This window comes from Cytobacillus spongiae, assembly GCF_021390075.1.
Genome location: NZ_CP089997.1, coordinates 1,462,207 through 1,481,618 on the forward strand (window position 1 = coordinate 1,462,207; position 19,412 = coordinate 1,481,618).

Sequence of the window (19,412 nt, forward strand, 5' to 3'; positions counted from 1 at the left end):
TTAAAAAGGAAATATTCAATGAGATGAAACAAATGGAATCAATTGATAGTTCTTGCTTTTTTACTAGTTAGCGTATAGAATTTAAGGATAGATAAACGCTCGGAAACGGGGGGATTATGTTGGCTTCTGAAATGATTACAAATCATAAAGAAAAAGCGGGTGCCATACTAAAGGCAGACGCTGATAAAATATTAAAGCTGATTAAAGTTCAGATGGAAAACCTTACTATGCCTCAATGTCCATTATATGAAGAGGTATTAGATACACAAATGTTTGGATTATCACGTGAAATTGATTTCGCGGTTCGCCTTGGTCTGCTTGAAGATAAAGAAGGAAAGGCGATGCTGGGTGAACTAGAAAGAGAGTTATCTGCTCTTCATGAAGCATCCTTAAAAAAATAATTCATTAAAACTCAAACAGATCAAATGTGACTGTTTGAGTTTTTTTATATAATCAGGAGAGAAGAAAGTTGGTCACATCACATTTTATTAGATGAGGAGCGGGATTGATGTAAGTAGAAGTGCAGTTGCGCATGATGACGAATCTCTAAACTATCTACTAGCGGAGAACCTTCATGTATTTTGTGTCACATTTGTTAATTAGTATGACACATATATAGCTTTTTATTATAAAGTATGTTACATTAAAAATAACTTTTCTTCTCATCTAGCAGGAGTTTCAATTGTTATTGTAGAATACATAAATCAACGTAGAGGATGAGGAAGAGATCTAATGTTAAAAAAAATATTGAAATCCTATGATTACTCACTAATTGTTGTTGTAGCAATGCTAGCTATTTTTGGGTTAGTTATGATCTACAGTGCAAGTATGGTAACGGCTATTCAGAGGTATGGCTATGAAAGTGATTTCTTTTATCAAAAACAAAAGCTACATCTAATCCTAGCTACATTTGTTTTTTTCATTGTTGCAATGTTTCCTTATAAGGCGATGCAAAGCAACAAAATTTTGGTGCCGATGGTGCTTATATCCCTATTAGGCCTATTCACTTTATTTTTCTTTGGACATGTAGCAGGAAACGCTCAAAGTTGGTTTAAAATAGGTGCTAGAAGCTTACAGCCTTCTGAATTTGTTAAGCTTTGCGTAATTATATACCTTGCAGCTGTTTATGCAAAAAAACAATCCTATATTAATGAATTTAATAAAGGCGTAGTTCCACCTCTTGCGTATTTATTTCTTGTGTGTCTATTCGTTGCCATCCAACCAGACTTTGGAACAGCAGCTATTATCTTTATTATTGCTGCCACAATAATTTTCGCTTCGGGCATGAGCTATAAGAATATTGGTAAATTAGCAGTCATAGGGTTGATGGTCGTTCTTCCACTTGTTTTGGTCATGAAAGATGAGATTTTTTCAAAAACGAGAATGGGAAGGATCGAAGCATTTCAAGATCCTTTTGCGGTTGAACAAGGTTCTGGCTATCACCTTGTAAACTCCTATATTGCGATGGGTGCAGGCGGGATTAAGGGATTAGGCCTTGGTCAAAGTATACAAAAGCTAGGATACTTGCCTGAACCTCATACAGATTTTATCATGGCAGTAATTGCAGAAGAACTAGGTGTTTTAGGGGTAGCGTTTGTATTAATTAGTTTAGGGTACATTGTTTTACGAGGGATTTACATTGGAATGAGATGCAAAGATCCATTTGGAAGTTTACTAGCGATTGGAATTGCTAGCTTGATAGGTATTCAATCTTTTATTAACCTAGCTGGAATCTCTGGATTGATTCCTATTACAGGTGTTCCACTACCTTTTATCAGCTATGGAGGATCTTCTTTGCTGCAATTATCCATAGCTATGGGAATCCTCGTGAATGTATCGATGTTTGTGAATTATGAGCAAAAATATAAAAATAAAAATCAAACAACAGAAACAAAAAGTGTAACTGGAAATGCTGTTTACTTTCGCAGATAAGCGCGAGGATATTCCTTGCGTTTTTGTATAACTATAACTCTGTGAAAGATTAGCGAGTGAAAGTAATGAACATCAGGCTGCTATACCTTGCAAAAAAGCAAAATGAATGTAGTCTAAAAAATACATATATAAGAGGTGTTTCAATTGAAGAAAAACATCGAGAAAGTATTAGTTGCCAATCGTGGAGAGATTGCGATAAGGGTGTTTCGTGCATGTACAGAGTTAAACATCCGTACGGTAGCGATTTATTCTAAAGAAGACTCGGGTTCTTATCATCGCTATAAAGCGGATGAAGCTTATCTAGTTGGCGAAGGTAAAAAGCCAATTGACGCCTATCTAGATATTGAAGGCATTATTCATATTGCAAAGAATAGTGGAGTAGATGCGATTCATCCAGGGTATGGATTCCTTTCCGAAAATATCCATTTCGCTAGAAGGTGTGAAGAAGAAGGTATTATTTTTATTGGTCCGAAATCAAAGCATTTAGATATGTTTGGTGATAAAGTAAAAGCTCGAACTCAAGCTCAATTAGCAGAAATTCCTGTCATCCCAGGAAGTGATGGACCTGTAAATAGACTGGAAGAAGTTGTATCCTTTGGGAAGGAGTATGGATTTCCAATTATTATAAAAGCATCTCTAGGGGGTGGCGGTCGTGGAATGAGGATTGTCCGTAACCTTGAAGAGGTAAAAGAGGCTTACGAGCGGGCAAAATCTGAGGCGAAAGCAGCCTTTGGTAATGATGAGGTATATGTTGAACGGTTTATTGAAAATCCGAAACATATTGAAGTTCAAATTATCGGAGATCATGAAGGGGAAATTATTCATCTTTTTGAACGTGATTGTTCTGTACAAAGACGCCATCAAAAAGTGGTAGAAGTAGCGCCGAGTGTATCTATTCCGAACGAACTGCGTATGGATATATGTGAAGCTGCTGTCAGGTTGATGAAAAATGTAGATTATTTAAATGCTGGTACAGTAGAATTTCTAGTAGCAAATGATCAATTTTATTTCATAGAAGTAAACCCTCGAGTTCAAGTAGAACATACGATTACTGAAATGGTTACTGGCGTGGATATTGTTCAAACACAGATCCTGGTAGCTGAAGGACATTCTCTACATAGTGATATTATCGGGATTCCGAATCAAGAGGAAATTAAAATCCATGGGTATGCGATTCAATCACGTGTGACTACAGAGGACCCATTAAATAATTTCATGCCTGATACAGGAAAGCTAATGGCTTATCGTTCAGGTGGCGGATTTGGCGTTCGTTTAGATGCCGGAAATGGTTTTCAAGGAGCGGTGATCACCCCCTACTATGATTCTTTATTAGTTAAGCTATCTACTTGGGCATTAACATTTGAACAAGCTGCATCTAAGATGGTCCGAAACTTACAAGAGTTTAGAATTAGAGGCATTAAGACGAATATTCCATTTTTAGAAAATGTAGTTAAGCATGAAAAGTTCAGAACGGGTGAATATGATACATCATTCATTGATACTACACCAGAACTATTCCTTTTCCCGGTTAGAAAAGACAGAGGAACAAAAATGCTTTCGTACATTGCGAATGTATCGGTAAATGGTTTTCCGGGAATTGAAAAGAAGAAGCGACCAGTGTTTGAACAACCAAGAACTCCAAAGATGAGTTATTCAGATAGCTCCCTTTCAGGAACGAAACAAATTTTAGATGAAAAAGGTGCTGAGGGATTAGTTGATTGGATTAAAAACCAAAAGGAAGTCCTACTTACTGATACGACATTTAGAGATGCTCATCAATCATTATTAGCCACTCGTGTTCGAACTTCTGATATGAAGCATATCGCTGAGCCTACTGCAAAGTTATTGCCTAATATGTTTTCATTTGAAATGTGGGGTGGAGCAACATTTGATGTTGCCTACCGTTTCTTAAAAGAAGACCCTTGGGAGCGCTTGCTAACATTAAGAAAGCAAATGCCGAACGTCTTGTTCCAAATGCTTCTAAGAGCTTCAAATGCTGTAGGATATAAAAACTATCCTGACAACGTTATTCGAGAGTTTACTGAAAAGTCAGCACATGCAGGCATTGATGTGTTCCGAATTTTTGATAGTTTAAACTGGGTAAAGGGAATGGAAGTAGCGATAGATGCAGTTAGGCAAACGGGGAAAATTGCAGAAGCCGCTATTTGTTATACTGGTGATATTAATGACCCAATGAGAACGAAATATGATTTAAACTATTATAAAAATCTTGCTAAGGAATTGGAGCAACAGGGTGCACATATCTTAGCTATTAAAGATATGGCTGGTCTACTTAAACCACAATCAGCCTATCGATTAATAACTGAGTTGAAAGAAACTGTTAATATTCCAATTCATCTTCATACACATGATACGAGCGGAAATGGTATCTTCACCTATGCGAAAGCTATTGAAGCAGGGGTAGATATTGTTGACACCGCTTTAAGCACAATGGCTGGGTTAACTTCACAGCCAAGTGCAAATAGTTTATATTATGCGCTTGAGGGCACAGTTCGTCAACCTAAAGTTAATATTGATGCACTAGAGCAGCTTTCGCATTATTGGGAAGATGTTCGTAAGTATTATTTTGATTTTGAAAGCGGGATGATGTCGCCGCATACAGAAGTCTATCAGCACGAAATGCCAGGAGGACAATATAGTAATCTTCAGCAGCAAGCTAAGGCGGTAGGGCTAGGTGAACAATGGGATGAAGTAAAAGAAATGTATGCCCGTGTAAACCATATGTTTGGCGATATTGTAAAAGTTACTCCATCTTCCAAAGTGGTAGGGGATATGGCCCTCTTTATGGTGCAAAACGAATTAACAGAGGAAACAGTTCTCACTCGTGGCAAAACGATGGATTTTCCTGATTCTGTTATCGAACTGTTTGAGGGGTATTTAGGTCAGCCTGTTGGCGGTTTCCCTGTAGAACTACAAAATGTTATTTTAAAAGGGAGAGAGCCAATCACAGTTCGACCAGGGGAGTTGCTTGACGATGTAGATTTCGATGCGTTAAGGGAGACGTTATTTAATGAACTAGGTAGACAAGTGACGAGTCATGAAGTTATTGCTTATGCATTATATCCAAAAGTATTTATGGACTACATCAAGACAGTTGATCAGTTCGGTGACGTATCTGTTCTTGATACGCCTACATTCCTGTATGGATTGAGACTAGGTGAAGAAATTGAAGTGGAAATTGAAACTGGTAAGACCTTAATTGTTAAGCTTGTTGCAATTGGGCAACCACAAGCAGATGGAACAAGAGTTGTGTATTTTGAACTAAATGGACAACCACGTGAAGTAGTTGTAAAGGACGAAAGCGTTAAAGCGACAGTAGCTTCAAAGATCAAAGCGGATCCGAAAAATCAAAATCATATAGCCGGTTCAATGCCAGGAACAGTTATTAAAGTACTTGTTGAAAAAGGTGAAAAAGTCGAAAGAGGCGATCATTTAATGATCACTGAAGCGATGAAGATGGAAACAACCGTACAAGCACCATTTTCAGGAATCATACAGGATGTTTATGTTAAAAATGGAGAAGCAATTCAAACTGGCGATTTATTAATTGAATTATCGAAATAACAAAAAGGGTTCGGAACTTGTTCCGAACCCTTTTTGCTTCATGCTTATAGTCTTTCTATTAATTATTTCGTTAAGGCATCTTTTTGTGTATGCACTGTTGAACTTTGTGAATTTATTTTTTCTTTAGTTAGTGAGGAGTTTTTCTTGCTCCGTGTAGTTAATAGAATAAAGTAGCTTAATACTCCAAACAAACAAGAAATAAAAAAAGCATGTGCTAGGGCGATAAATAAGTTAAGTCGAGTGAGAACAACTAATGCACCTGCAGTCACTTGTAAAGATACAAGAATAAACGAAATGATCCAACCCCAATAAATAACTTTCTGATGTTTATAGTTTCTAATAGCTAGTATTGTAATATAGCCAATCCATATAAATATCACACCAGCAGCAGCTCTATGTCCCATTTGCACCCATTCGTGCATATTGGATGGTAATGCAAAACTATCATTCACACATAGTGGCCAATCGCGACAGACTAAACTAGCATGAACATGTCGAACAAGTGCCCCAGAATAAACAACAAGATAACTGTAAATGGTCACTGCTAGAATATGTTTTTGCATTTTCTTATCAATGATCAACTTGTCTGCATCAAATTTCTTATCTACTTCAAAAATCAATAAGGTAAGTAATAGAACAGCTGCAAAAGAGATTAAAGATATTCCGAAATGAAGTGCAAGAACAAAATCAGATTGTCCCCACTTTACTGCTGCTGCTCCAATGAGCCCCTGAAGCAGAAGTGTAAAGAATGATAGGAAAGAGAGGAACTTCGTCTCACGGATATGACCAATCGTACGCCATGTCCAGATTGATAGAGCTAAAACCAGAAGACCTACACCCCCAGAAACTACCCGGTGTGCAAGTTCGATAATAAGTTCCATAGTAATCTCATCTGGGATTAATTGACCATTACAAAGTGGCCATGAACGGCCACATCCCATACCAGATTCAGTTTTCGTAACTAGGGCGCCTCCTAATAATACTAAGAGCATACCAATGGTTGTCAAGACAGCAAGCCATTTAAGAGAACGTCGCAAAAATATCCACCTTCTTTATTTAATTCACATAATTGTAATATAATTGAATTGACATGTTATAATAAAAGCAACTAGGTATTAAAAATATAACATCTTTTCGATAGTAATCAAAATTTAAAAATTTTACAATAGCTTTATAAAATTATCACTGTATTTATATTAAAAAGGGTTGCAACTTGAAAGGGAGTTTGCTAGAAATATAAAGGGAGGAATTTCTAGACAAAACCTTCCTTTATTATGAATTGAAGATATGTAGTGACCATAAACTTATTATTAACAGAATGTAACATTCATAAATAAGTGTGTTTATAGGCACAACTACTTACAATCAATATTACCTTTATTCGCTAATATTATGTTGAAAAAACAACATTTTTGTGAATGATTAATACCTATGTCACAATTTAGCTAAAAAATCTTCAAAAAAAATTCACAAAAACAGTTAAAAGTGTGCTTTAATATACAGAGGGAAAATTATTTTTCGACATTGGGTCACATCTACTTTAATACTATATTGATAGTGTTAAGATAATATTTCCGCGCACACATAAAAAGATTCCCGTGTTTCTTACGGATATGGATTTACCAACTAGATGTGGTAGAAAGTATTGCATGCCTAGTTTCTATGCTTGTAATAAGGGATATAGGAGAGGTGAAGCAATGGCTAATACAAGAGCGGTCACTGAAGCAGAAACACTAGCCAACAGTGAGCATAGCCTTGATACAAATTTACATGAGACTTCAGCTTGGAAGGACTTTCTTGCTTTAATTAAAGTAGGGATTGTCAATTCGAATTTGATCACTACCTTCACTGGTTTATGGCTTGCATTGCATTTTACCGGGGCAGGTTTTTTAACGAATATTGATACAATTCTGTTTACACTCATAGGGTCTTCTCTCATAATTGCAGGTTCATGCTCGATAAATAATTATATCGATCGAGATATAGATCATTTAATGGAAAGAACAAAAGGGAGACCTACAGTAACTGGAAAGGTGAACCCTCAAAAAGTAATTTTAATGGGATTGCTATTTATTGTTCTAGGTACCACATTCTTACTGTTGACTACTTTGACAGCTGCGATAATTGGTTTAATTGGAGTATTTAGTTATGTAGTGTTATATACAATGTGGTCTAAAAGAAAGTTAGTTTCGAATACAATTGTAGGAAGTATCTCAGGTGCTGTACCACCATTAATTGGATGGGCGGCTGTGGATGCTAACCTTGATTTGATAGCATGGAGTTTGTTTTTGATTATGTTTGCTTGGCAGCCACCACATTTTTATGCACTAGCCATGAGACGTGTGGAAGAGTATCGAGCGGCAAGAATTCCAATGCTTCCCGTTGTTAAAGGGTTTAAAGCAACTAAACGTTCCATCATGCTATGGATTGTTGCATTGCTACCTATCCCATTATTACTTACAGATCTTGGGTATACCTTCCTTATCATTGCAACCGTATTAAATATAGGTTGGTTAGGATTAGGTATCTATGGATATAAATCACAGGATGATCTGAAGTGGGCAAAGCAAATGTTTGTATACTCGCTACAATATATGACTATCATGTTTGTAGCTATGGTTATTGTCACACTTTTATAATCTAATTTTGTTAGGGGATTCTGTCCCTACTACATACCATTTTTAGTAGGGAGAATTTATCTATATATTTTTTGATCAAACTATTCAATAGAATAATTTACGAAAGAGGGGTTTGATTAAGCTATGAAAAGGCTTGCAAAATGGCGTTTATTATCGCTTTTCACGGTACTAGCGCTAATTCTATCTGGCTGTGGGGAACCGTTTTTATCAACGTTGAAGCCAGCTGGAGAAGTTGCGAAAACGCAATATGATTTGATGTTATTAAGTACATCAATAATGGTTGGAGTAATTCTTGTAGTAACAGTGATTTTCTTCATTGTTATATTTCGATTCCGTCGTAAAGATGATTCGATTCCAAAACAAGTAGAAGGAAGTCACAAGCTAGAAATCATTTGGACTGTTATTCCTATCGTATTACTTCTGATTCTTGCTGTTCCGACTGTGAGTGCAACATTTAAGCTTGCAGATGTTTCGGAAATGGATAAAAAGAATGAAGAAGGTAAAAGAGATGCACTAGTTGTTAATGTCCGTGCAAATCTTTATTGGTGGGAATTCGAATATCCGGATCAAGGGATTATTACTGGTCAAGAGTTAGTAGTTCCAACGGATGAAAGGGTTTACTTTAATTTAATCGCTTCAGACGTTAAACATTCATTCTGGATTCCATCTGCTGGTGGAAAGATCGACACGAATACTGATAACGTAAATAAGTTTTGGTTAGAGTTTGATCAAAAAGCTGCTGATGAAGCAAATGGATTATTTTATGGTAAATGTGCTGAGCTATGCGGTCCTTCACATGCATTAATGGACTTTAAAGTAAAAGCGTTGCCAAAAGCTGAATTCGATCAATGGGTAAACGATATGCAAAATGCAGAAGAGCCTGTTGCAGAAACAGCTTCAGCTCAAGAAGGACAAGAGATCTTTAACCAAAGCTGTATTGGTTGTCATGCTGTAACACCTCAAGATGGTAGACCAGAGCAAGCACGTCAAGCTCCAAACTTAGCTAACTTCGGAGAACGTACGAAAATTGCTGGTATTTTAGACCATAATGAGAAAGAATTAAAAAACTGGTTAAAAGATCCTGAAACGTATAAGCCAGCTAACAAAATGTCAGAAACATACAATGATCTAACTGAAGAGCAACTTGATGCTCTTGCAGAATACTTAATGAGCTTAAAAGTTCAGGATTAATTGGGGATTAGTTTAAAAGGGAGGTAAAACTGTGAGTACCTACGCTCAGAAGAAAGGGATTGGGGCGACTATTTGGGACTATTTAACAACAGTCGATCACAAAAAAATCGCTCACCTTTACCTTATTGCTGGAGGATTTTTCTTTATCTTGGGCGGTCTGGAAGCGATGTTTATACGTATTCAGCTTGCAGTACCAAACAATGATTTTGTAAGTGCGGGTTTATATAATGAAATATTAACGATGCACGGAACGACAATGATTTTCTTGGCAGCGATGCCACTTTTATTTGGGTTTATGAATGCAATCATGCCTCTACAAATCGGTGCGCGTGACGTTGCATTTCCATTCTTAAACTCTTTAGGCTTCTGGTTATTCTTCTTCGGAGGAGTTTTCTTAAACCTTTCATGGTTTATGGGAGGAGCGCCAGATGCTGGCTGGACTTCTTATGCTTCCTTATCATTAGCATCTGAAACACACGGAATTGATTTCTATGCACTTGGATTACAGATTTCTGGTGCGGGTACGCTAATTGGAGGGATTAACTTCCTTGTAACAATTATCAATATGCGTGCTCCAGGAATGACTTATATGCGTATGCCGTTATTTACATGGTCTACGTTTGTTGCATCAGCACTTATTTTATTCGCTTTCCCTCCATTAACAGTTGGTTTATTCTTAATGATTTTTGACCGTATGTTCGGCTCGAATTTCTTTGACCCAGCTGCTGGAGGAAATACGATTATTTGGGAGCATTTATTCTGGATTTTCGGTCACCCAGAAGTATATATCTTAGTATTACCTGCATTCGGTATTTTCTCTGATATTTTTGCTACCTTCTCAAGAAAACGACTGTTCGGATATTCTTCTATGGTATTTGCAACCGTATTAATTGGTTTCTTAGGATTCATGGTATGGGCTCACCATATGTTTACAACTGGTATGGGACCTATTGCAAATGCTATTTTCGCAGTTGCTACAATGGCGATTGCTGTACCAACAGGTATTAAAATCTTTAACTGGCTATTTACGATGTGGGGCGGAAGTATTAAGTTTACAACTCCGATGATGTATGCAGTAGCGTTCATTCCATCATTCGTAGCAGGTGGAGTAACAGGAGTAATGCTTGCATCTGCAGCACAAGATTATCAGTACCATGATAGCTACTTCGTTGTTGCACACTTCCACTATGTAATTGTTGGTGGTGTAGTATTTGCATTATTAGCAGGTACACATTTCTACTGGCCAAAAATGTTCGGAACAATGTTAAACGAGTTCTTAGGAAAGATTACCTTCTGGTTATTCTTTATCGGATTCCATTTAACATTCTTTATCCAACATTTCTTAGGTTTGATGGGGATGCCTCGTCGTATTTTCACATTCCTACCTGGTCAAGGGCTAAATGCAGGGAATGCTATTAGTACAGTAGGTGCGTTCTTTATGGCTGCAGCTACCATTATCTTATTAGTGAATATCATTATTACAAGCGTTAAGAACCAAAAGGTTGGCAATGATCCTTGGGGCGATGGCCGTACACTTGAATGGGCAATTTCGTCACCACCACCTTACTATAACTTTAAGCAATTACCACTGGTTCGTGGTTTAGATGCTTATTGGTTAGAAAAGATGGAAGGTAAGAAAGGAATGACCCCTGCTGAACCGCTTGGAGACATTCATATGCCAAACAATTCATTCATTCCATTTATGATCTCTTTAGGACTATTTATTGCAGCATTTGGTGCAATGTATCAAGGGGACGAGGGGAATACTTGGGGTATCCCAGTGTTAATCTTTGGTATGTTAGTAACACTTGGTTCTATGTTTGTTCGTTCTATTAAGGATGATCATGGGTATCATATTCATAAAGAAGAGCTTATGGATGACGATGAGGATAAGGGGGTAAAGGCATAATGCAAGCTGAAGAAAAATTCACATATGAATCATGGCCAGCATCGCCTGAGAAACAAACCCTCGAAGGGAAAAATAAATTTTTAGGATTTTGGTTATTCTTAGGTGGAGAGACGGTGCTTTTTGCTACTCTTTTCGCTACCTATTTAGCATTAAAGGATAAAGTTCCTAATACAGAGCATGCGCTTGCAAAAGACTTATTTGAACTACCATTAGTTTTTGTGGCAACGATGTTGTTATTAACAAGCTCATTAACAAGTGTTTATGCAATGTATCATATGAAAAACTATGATTTTAAGAAGATGCAACTATGGTTAGGACTAACTGTTCTTCTTGGTTTCGCATTCTTGTTATTAGAAATTTATGAGTTTAATCATTATGTACACGAATTCGGCCATACGTTTACAAGTAGTGCATTTGGGTCTGCGTTTTATACGCTAGTTGGATTCCATGGTGGTCACGTTGCATTTGGTTTACTTTGGATTGTTACCTTAATGATCCGCAACAGTAAGAGAGGTTTAAACCTATACAACGCTCCTAAGTTCTATGTAGCTAGTCTTTACTGGCACTTTATCGACGTTGTTTGGGTCTTTATCTTTACTGTAGTATATTTAATGGGAATGGTGGGATAAACTGATGGCAAATCAACAACCAAGCTCAGGTAACCCAAGAGTCGACATTGAATATCGTCGTAAAAAAAGCGCAGAGGAAATGAGATATCAAATCATTTCATTTTCATTAATGATTTTCTTGACATTAGTCGCATTTGTGGCGGTTGGCTATGAAGGATTTTCTGGATGGTTTACAGTTCCTTTCATTATTCTTCTAGCAATTGTTCAAGTAATATTCCAATTGTATTATTTCATGCATATGAGCCATAAAGGTCATGAAGCACCAGCGCTATTCTTATACTCAGGATTATTTGTTGGATTAGTAACGGTATTAGCTTTTGTGACAATTATTTGGTGGTAAGATATCAAGAGAAATCGGCTGCTTAAGCCGGTTTCTTTTTGTATTGCATGTAAACAAAATGCGTAGTAGACAACTTGCTATTTAGCAAATGATGCCTATGATTTAAGAAAATCCAATATCGCATTTGAGAAAGAAAAAGATTGAAGAGATTTTGGTTGTAAAAAAAGGAAGCTAGTTAGAAATGTTGAGAAACTAGGATTGAGAGAGTATAATTTAATTGATTGCGTTTAACTAAAAGAGGTGAAAAAAATGCCGTTAAGTATATTTGGGTTTCAAGCGCTATGGAGTCCTATTTACTTTGTTTCTTTAATTGCTGTTATCGTTGGTTATTTCTTAATTACCGTTACATTTCGCAAAAGGTTTGAAGGTAGTGAGCCACTAACACGAAAACAAGGTATTCTATTTACAAGTACCATTCTATTATTGTATGCCATTAAAGGCTCACCGTTAGATTTAATGGGTCATTTAATGTTTTATGCGCATATGATACAAATGGCATTGCTCTATCTTGTTATCCCTCCATTACTCATTAGAAGCATTCCAAACTGGATTTGGCGAACCATATTAAGTAAAAAGTGGATTGGAAAGCTTTTCCGATTCTTTACTAAACCACTAATTGCACTTATTTTGTTTAATGGATTATTTTCTTTCTACCATATTCCGCTAATCTTTGATGCGATTAAAACAGATATGTTTTTACACGGGTTCTATACGACTTTCTTGTTTGCATTTGCTATCTTTATGTGGTGGCCACTAATGAATTTACTCGAAGAAGAAAACAAGCTAAGTGGTTTAAAAAAGGTAGGCTATATATTTGCAGATGGAATACTATTAACCCCAGCATGTGCCTTAATTATTTTTGCAGATACTCCTATGTATGCAACCTATTCTGATCCTTCTGCTTGGCTTGTAGCTTTAGAGTTATGTGTTTCACCGACAACCTTATCTAGTTTGAATATTAGTGGGCCTGAAATGTTCAATTCAATGTCATTACTTCATGATCAACAAACAGGTGGAGTACTCATGAAAATTATTCAAGAGATTGTGTATGGTGTCATTCTTGCTCAAATCTTCTTTGAATGGTTTAGGAAAGAACAGGATGAGGAAACGGAAGCAGAAAAAAACTATCGTTTAAACCCACATATGGTTGAATAATGCAAATGGCTGCCTCTCAAAAAAGGCAGCCATTTATGTAGAAGTCTATAAGTTCAAATTTGATTATACGTCTGTTAATTAAATCACAAATCCTGTGAAAGTATTGTCTATTTCGTTAACATTTCATGAACATTAGACTGGTTTATTGCAAAAATAGCATCTCTCATCTAAAATGTAGGGTGTGTAGGTTTTTTCTAGATGTTTTTCTAGATATAGAGATAAAATCTGAAAGGGAACGGATATGAATTACACTTTACCTATTTTACCAACTATTAGTACGACATTTATTGTATTAAGTGCATTGACTGTTGCAATTGGATGGGGCCAAATTCGAAAGCGCAAGATTGAAGCTCATAAGAAAACAATGACTCTTGCAGCTATATTCGCCATTATTTTCTTTATTATTTATGCTTCTCGAACGATTTTTATCGGAAATACGGCTTTCGGTGGTCCAGAAGATATTAAAATCTATTATACGTTGTTTTTAGTGTTTCATATTTTCTTAGCAACTACAGGTGCAGTCTTTGGAATTGTTACCTTATTGACTGGGTACAACAATAAACTAGCGAAGCATCGTAAGCTGGGGCCAATTACTAGTGTGATTTGGTTTTTCACTGCGATTACTGGTGTAGCTGTCTATCTCCTTCTATATGTATTTTACCGTGGTGGAGAGACAACATCAGTAATTAAAGCGATACTAGGCTTTTAAGGAGAAGCGGAATCCCGCTTCTTTTTTTTATTTTTATTGCATAAGAACGGATACTTTTTAGCATTTGATGATAAATATTTCGACATCCATCTCCAGCGTCTAGCCACTCGAGGTCATTAGCCAATTTAGAATGGAAGGCAAAGTAAGCAAGGAACCCTACTATTCTAAACGAAATTACTTGCCCCTAGCCTGGCCAAGAAGGACTAAGCTGTTCACAAAAAAACATAAGCGGGCAAATGCCCGCTTATGTTTCGTCTTATATTTTGAAATTTAATTTAATGATCCCTGCTTCTTTTGCAGAATTGAATGCAATTAAGAGAAGTGGACCAATGATAAAGCCGAGAATACCGAGGAGCTTAAGTCCTAAATACATCGCTATGAGTGTTGATAGAGGAGATAGACCAATATGGCTTCCCATCACCTTTGGTTCAACGGTTCTTCGAATAATTAAGAGGACTGCTGCAAGAACAGATAGTTGAGTGCCTAAGACAATATCACCGGTTAGTAGGTGGAATAAAGCCCAAGGCCCTAGAATGACTATGGAACCTATAATCGGTATGAAATCAATTACCCAGATAATAAATGACATAATTAAAGCGATTTCTGGAGAAATAAACAATAGTCCTATTAAGGATACGATAAAAATGATCACACTAACTAAAAACTGGGCTTTAAAGAATCCGAAAATAACGTAAGAAAGTCTGGACGTCATAAAATTAACTTTGTCAGCTGTTTGCTCTGTTAAAAGCTTATACATGCCCTCTCGTAAACGAGGAAGGTCTGATAAAAATAAGAATAATGCGATTAAATACACAAGAAAGCTCACTAAATAATTGGGTATATTCGTTAAAATCGCCTTAAGATTATCGATGTTTACATAGGCAACAAGCTCATCTTTTGTTTTATTTAAGAACGATTGAACTTGATTGCTTATCTCATCTACAACATCCTTCGGCAAGTCCTTTGCAGCATTTGTTAGTTTTTCTTCTCCGCTAAGCCATGCTTTTGTTATTTCGTTTATATATGAAGGGGAGTTTTCAACTAATTTAATGGCTTCGGTAATAACTTTAGTTGTAATGAAATATCCACTTACCCCAATAAATAAAACAAATATCAAGAAGATAATTAACACAGATAAGCTTCGGTTTATTTTTGCTTTAGACTTTAAGAGCTTCACAAGTGGCTCTAAAAACAAGGCAGAAATAAACGCGAGAATAAGTGGGATGGATACAGGGATTATTAAGTAGAACAAGGTGGCAATTAGCGCAATCCCTATGAAAATAAAAAATGTTCGTTTTTTGAAAAATCCAGACAAGTTAGAACCCCTTTCTAAACCAAGAAAACTCTGTAATGATATATATGCAATAATTGTACTAACAATTAAATTATAGTATGCATTGAGGAAAATAAACAGAAAAAAGTAGAGATTCTTTCAGGAAATATGAAGAAAATATTGCAGATTTACATAATTTATGGGGAATAGTTAAGTTACTTCACTGAGATAGAATTCAATGGTTTCAATAAGTGACTAACTCTATAAATAAAAAAGACTATAGACACTCAAAATGATTTGAGTTGATCTACAGTCTAATTCAACCACTGGTATGCATTGGTGAAAATAGTTTAATTATTCCGCAAAAGCCTCTACTTCATTCTTAATATCAGCTAAAAGCTTTTCACATTGGCTGACTAGAGAATTAGGGAAAGTTTCTCCCTCACCATATTCCACACCATGTGGATAGTAGTGCTTTCCTAAAAGTGGTGTCATTAGTTGAATTACGGCTCTATGAGCGCCTACATCGCCCTCAGCAGCAAATCCGAATACACGTAAATAGAAAATGCCTTCTTTTAGATCAAATTTGCGATCATATGTAACTCGTTCATAATCCCATTGCCCTTCACGAACTAAACCGTGCTTAGACATGACTTCATCCAGACGATTTAGGTCAGCCTTAAAGCTTTCTAATCCAGTATTTTCAAATTTCATTGTAATTCCCTCCTACCAAACGTTAGCTTTTACGTTTGCAATCACCAAACAGCTATTTATAAGCAAGTTTTTCTCAAATTTAATAATAGTAGAAAAATGGAGAACTTGCAACGAAATCCTAAAGAAAAACACAGTTGATTCACAATTTGTACAAATATTTTGGAAGACTAGCCTAGCTTTTTCTTTCCAAATTTTGGTTAGCGGGTCTATGTGGAAACCAGCAAAAAAGGATTAGGCAGAACCTTTTCTGATTACGATGTAGAAAAAAAAGCAATTGATAGGACATAAAATGAGTTTTCTTCCTTAGAAAGGGAAAGATTATAGATAAAGAAACAGTGTTTTCTATTATTTTTTCTAGCCAACTAGTTTTGGTAGAAAATATTCTTATTTCATGTTCAATGTGACCATACAGATTTTTAAGTTAGGATGTTTAAGCAAAAGGAGGAAATACTAGTTGCTCAAAAAATCGCTATTATTATTCTTATGTTTAAATTTTATCTCAATTAGTAAATCATCTGCTGAGTCTTATATGATTCAAAAAGGAGATACATTGTGGAAGTTATCCTTAAAATATCATCTTCATCTTCAGGAACTATTAGATGCAAATCAGCATCTACATAACCCTCAATTAATTTTTCCAGGTGATATTATTTATATCCCAAGCAACACGATTAAGAAAATATCTAGAGAAGAGGAGAAATTGATTCAGCTTATTAATAATAAACGCTTTCAAGTTAAATTGCCTCCATTGGTTCACGATCAAAACCTATCAGATGTAGCTAAACAGAAGTCGTTGGATATGATGAGGTATCAATATGTCGCGCATAAGTCTCCTGAATATGGGTATCCTACATTAATGTTAAAGAAGTTTCAGATTGATTTCCGCTCAGTAAAAGAAAATGTGGGAGCAGGTCCAAATAAAGCTGATGAGATCTTTGACAAATGGATGAATTCATATCTTCAACGAGAAGTGCTCTTAGATAAAAGTACCACACATATAGGTGTTGGTCATGTTGAAGGTGGCTTACACAGAAACTATTGGTCCGCATTAATGATTAGAAGAAACTAGGAGGATTTTCAATGCAAAAGATAAGAGATATTATGACATCTCATGTAGAAACCTGTTCACTTTTGGATAATGTGTATGAAGTAGCGGTGAAAATGAAAGAATTGAATGTTGGAGCTATTCCAATAGTCGATCAAAATAAATTAGTAGGGATGATTACAGACAGGGATATAGTCATCCGTTGTGTTGCTGAAAAGCATCCAGGTTCATCTAAAGTTAGTGATATCATGAGTGAGCAATTAATTACAGTTACACAAGACATGTCTACAAAGGAAGCAGCTCAGCTGATGGCAAAACATCAAATTAGACGTCTCCCTGTAGTAGAAGGAGATACGCTGCAAGGGATAGTCGCGCTTGGAGACTTTGCTGTTGACCACTTAACTGAAGAGCAAGCTGGTGAAGCTCTGTCTGAGATATCAGAGACGGACAGTCAACCCGCACAGCATTAAGAAAAAGGCACCATTTAGGGAGACTGCTGAAAAAGTCTCATTAATACCCTTGTGATGAAAAGGAAGAGGAAACTCTTCCTTTTTTGTATACATTTGATTAAGTTGGTGAAGGAAAATGGTATCATAGTGAAAGAACACATCAGAGGAAAATTGGTGAAACTATGCTACCTAAAAAAGAATTAGTGCTCAGTTCATATAGTGCACTTTATGATATATTGATCCCAAAAGATCATTTTTTGAGGAAATTTAAAAACTTAGTTGATTTTGAATTTATCTACGACGAGTTAAAAGATATGTATAATGAGGCATTTGGCGCTACAGCCAAATGTCCTATCATGATGTTTAAGTTATTACTACTCAAAGTGATGTACCCTATGTCGGACCGGGATTTGATTGAGAGAGCGACGTTTGATATGTCATTTAAATACTTTTTAGATGTAGCTCCCGAAGATAAAATCGTGCATCCAACGAGCCTAACAAAATTTAGAAAACTGCGCCTTCAAGACGCTTCATTATTAGATTTACTAATTAAAAAGACGGTTGAAATTGCCCTACAGGAAGGTCTGATTAAATCGAACCAGATCATTGTGGATTCAACCCATACGGACAGTATGTTTAACTCTACATCACCCATTGAAATTTTGATTGAACAGTCAAAACAACTTAGAAAGAGCGTTTATAGACAAGACGAAACCTATAAAGATAAGATGCCAACTAAGCCTGGTACAAATGAATTATTAGATCATATCAATTATTGTAATCAATTAATCAATACCATTAAAAATGATGAGCGTTTATATATAAAAGAAGACGTAAAATTAAAAACGAACTTATTAGAAGAGATTGTAAATGATGATATCGAACAACTGAATTCAACGGTGGAAAAAGATGCAAAAGTAGGTCATAAGACTTCGGATTCTTCCTTTTTTGGATACAAAACTCACATCGCAATGGTTCCAGAGCGTATTGTGACTTCGGCAATTGTTACAACAGGGGAACAGAATGATGGAAAACAAGCAAAAGAGCTAATTGAGAAAGCGGTTGAAAACGGAATTGAAGTAAAAGTATTCATTGGCGATGGGGCTTACTCTGAGAAAGATATGATTGAATATGCCAAAGAGAAAGAAATTAAGTTAGTTTCGAAATTAAGCAAGACTGTTTCAGAGGGAAACAAAAGGGCATCAGGAGAATTTGAATACAATAAGGATGCCGGACGATATGTATGTACAGCTGGGCATATGGCGATTAAGAAAGCCCTACACGGAAAGAAGAAACATGCGACGCAAGGAACAGTATTACGAGAAACACACTACTTTGATATTGAAAAGTGTAAGGTTTGTCCACTTAGAGAAGGCTGTTATACAGAAGGAGCTGCAAGTAAAACATATACCGTAACCTTGAAGAAGGATAAAATTCACGAAGAACACCAACTCTACCAGGAAACAGAGGAGTTCAAGGAACTAGCCAAAAACAGGTATATGATCGAGGCTAAAAATGCAGAGTTAAAGAATCGCCATGGTTTTAAGAAAAGCCAATCCCATGGTCTTTTAGGCATGCACATACAAAGTGCAACAACCCTCTTCGTAGTTAATATGAAACGAATTATAACGTTAAAGGGTTAGAAATAACCCATTTATTTTACCTTTTTAAACCCAAAACACGAAAAAAGATTAGGGAATGTTTAAAATCATCCCCTAATCTTTTTAATTTCATTGCGGTAAACTTTAGATTGCCGATAATTTCAGCAGTCTCCCATTTAGGTGCCTTTTTCTTATGGACCAATTTAAACTGTTTAATATCTGTAAGGCACCCTAACTAAAT

General features: G+C 36.2%; 16 protein-coding genes. 13 read left to right on the plus strand and 3 right to left on the minus strand.

Annotation, left to right across the window (positions count from 1 at the left end; translation table 11 throughout):
* Positions 1–119 precede the first annotated feature (119 nt).
* The 3 genes from LS684_RS07470 (at position 120) to pyc (ending at position 5,517) form a co-directional block, all read left to right on the plus strand.
* Positions 120–401, plus strand: coding sequence for an Fpa/YlaN family protein (locus tag LS684_RS07470; protein ID WP_233811566.1), 282 nt, complete (start codon positions 120–122; stop codon positions 399–401).
* 331 nt (positions 402–732) lie between these two features.
* The gene (locus LS684_RS07475; protein WP_233810988.1) at positions 733–1,932 is read left to right on the plus strand and encodes an FtsW/RodA/SpoVE family cell cycle protein; all 1,200 of its coding nucleotides are present in this window, start codon (positions 733–735) and stop codon (positions 1,930–1,932) included.
* A gap of 144 nt (positions 1,933–2,076) precedes the next feature.
* Positions 2,077–5,517, plus strand: a complete 3,441-nt coding sequence (gene pyc / locus LS684_RS07480) for a pyruvate carboxylase (RefSeq protein ID WP_233810989.1) — start codon at positions 2,077–2,079, stop codon at positions 5,515–5,517.
* A gap of 62 nt (positions 5,518–5,579) precedes the next feature.
* Here the strand turns inward: pyc and LS684_RS07485 are convergent, their stop codons facing one another.
* Complete coding sequence (locus tag LS684_RS07485; RefSeq protein WP_233810990.1) at positions 5,580–6,554, minus strand: COX15/CtaA family protein; 975 nt, start codon at positions 6,552–6,554, stop codon at positions 5,580–5,582.
* Positions 6,555–7,214: 660 nt separating this feature from the next.
* Here LS684_RS07485 and cyoE point away from each other — a divergent pair.
* The 7 genes from cyoE to LS684_RS07520 all read left to right on the plus strand — a co-directional run bounded on the left by cyoE (position 7,215) and on the right by LS684_RS07520 (position 14,089).
* Complete coding sequence (gene cyoE, locus LS684_RS07490) at positions 7,215–8,156, plus strand: heme o synthase (protein WP_233810991.1); 942 nt, start codon at positions 7,215–7,217, stop codon at positions 8,154–8,156.
* A gap of 123 nt (positions 8,157–8,279) precedes the next feature.
* Entirely contained in the window at positions 8,280–9,347 is a 1,068-nt protein-coding gene (gene coxB / locus LS684_RS07495) for a cytochrome c oxidase subunit II (protein ID WP_233810992.1), read from the plus strand.
* Between the two features lie 31 nt (positions 9,348–9,378).
* Entirely contained in the window at positions 9,379–11,256 is a 1,878-nt protein-coding gene (ctaD, locus tag LS684_RS07500) for a cytochrome c oxidase subunit I (RefSeq protein WP_233810993.1), read from the plus strand.
* Positions 11,256–11,885, plus strand: coding sequence for a cytochrome (ubi)quinol oxidase subunit III (locus tag LS684_RS07505; protein WP_233810994.1), 630 nt, complete (start codon positions 11,256–11,258; stop codon positions 11,883–11,885). Before ctaD ends, LS684_RS07505 begins: the two co-directional genes overlap by 1 nt.
* Before the next feature lie 4 nt (positions 11,886–11,889).
* Positions 11,890–12,225 carry a cytochrome c oxidase subunit IVB gene (ctaF, locus tag LS684_RS07510; RefSeq protein WP_233810995.1) on the plus strand — a complete coding sequence of 112 codons (336 nt, stop codon included), beginning with the start codon at positions 11,890–11,892 and terminating at the stop codon, positions 12,223–12,225.
* A gap of 249 nt (positions 12,226–12,474) precedes the next feature.
* The gene (gene ctaG, locus LS684_RS07515) at positions 12,475–13,380 is read left to right on the plus strand and encodes a cytochrome c oxidase assembly factor CtaG (protein WP_233810996.1); all 906 of its coding nucleotides are present in this window, start codon (positions 12,475–12,477) and stop codon (positions 13,378–13,380) included.
* A gap of 241 nt (positions 13,381–13,621) precedes the next feature.
* A complete protein-coding gene (locus LS684_RS07520) occupies positions 13,622–14,089 on the plus strand; it encodes a DUF420 domain-containing protein (RefSeq protein WP_233810997.1) in 468 nt (155 codons plus the stop codon).
* A 256-nt stretch (positions 14,090–14,345) separates the two neighbouring features.
* Here the strand turns inward: LS684_RS07520 and ytvI are convergent, their stop codons facing one another.
* Both ytvI and LS684_RS07530 read right to left on the minus strand, forming a co-directional pair.
* Positions 14,346–15,404 (minus strand): sporulation integral membrane protein YtvI, encoded by a 1,059-nt coding sequence (gene ytvI, locus LS684_RS07525; RefSeq protein ID WP_233810998.1) that lies wholly within the window; start codon positions 15,402–15,404, stop codon positions 14,346–14,348.
* A gap of 312 nt (positions 15,405–15,716) precedes the next feature.
* Entirely contained in the window at positions 15,717–16,076 is a 360-nt protein-coding gene (locus tag LS684_RS07530) for a YugN family protein (RefSeq protein ID WP_233810999.1), read from the minus strand.
* Between the two features lie 454 nt (positions 16,077–16,530).
* On the opposite strand from LS684_RS07530, the gene LS684_RS07535 reads away from it, so the two are divergent.
* The 3 genes from LS684_RS07535 (at position 16,531) to LS684_RS07545 (ending at position 19,213) form a co-directional block, all read left to right on the plus strand.
* Positions 16,531–17,145 (plus strand): CAP domain-containing protein, encoded by a 615-nt coding sequence (locus LS684_RS07535; RefSeq protein ID WP_233811000.1) that lies wholly within the window; start codon positions 16,531–16,533, stop codon positions 17,143–17,145.
* A gap of 11 nt (positions 17,146–17,156) precedes the next feature.
* Positions 17,157–17,591 carry a CBS domain-containing protein gene (locus tag LS684_RS07540; RefSeq protein ID WP_233811001.1) on the plus strand — a complete coding sequence of 145 codons (435 nt, stop codon included), beginning with the start codon at positions 17,157–17,159 and terminating at the stop codon, positions 17,589–17,591.
* Between the two features lie 161 nt (positions 17,592–17,752).
* Entirely contained in the window at positions 17,753–19,213 is a 1,461-nt protein-coding gene (locus tag LS684_RS07545) for an IS1182 family transposase (protein ID WP_233811002.1), read from the plus strand.
* Positions 19,214–19,412: the final 199 nt, after the last annotated feature.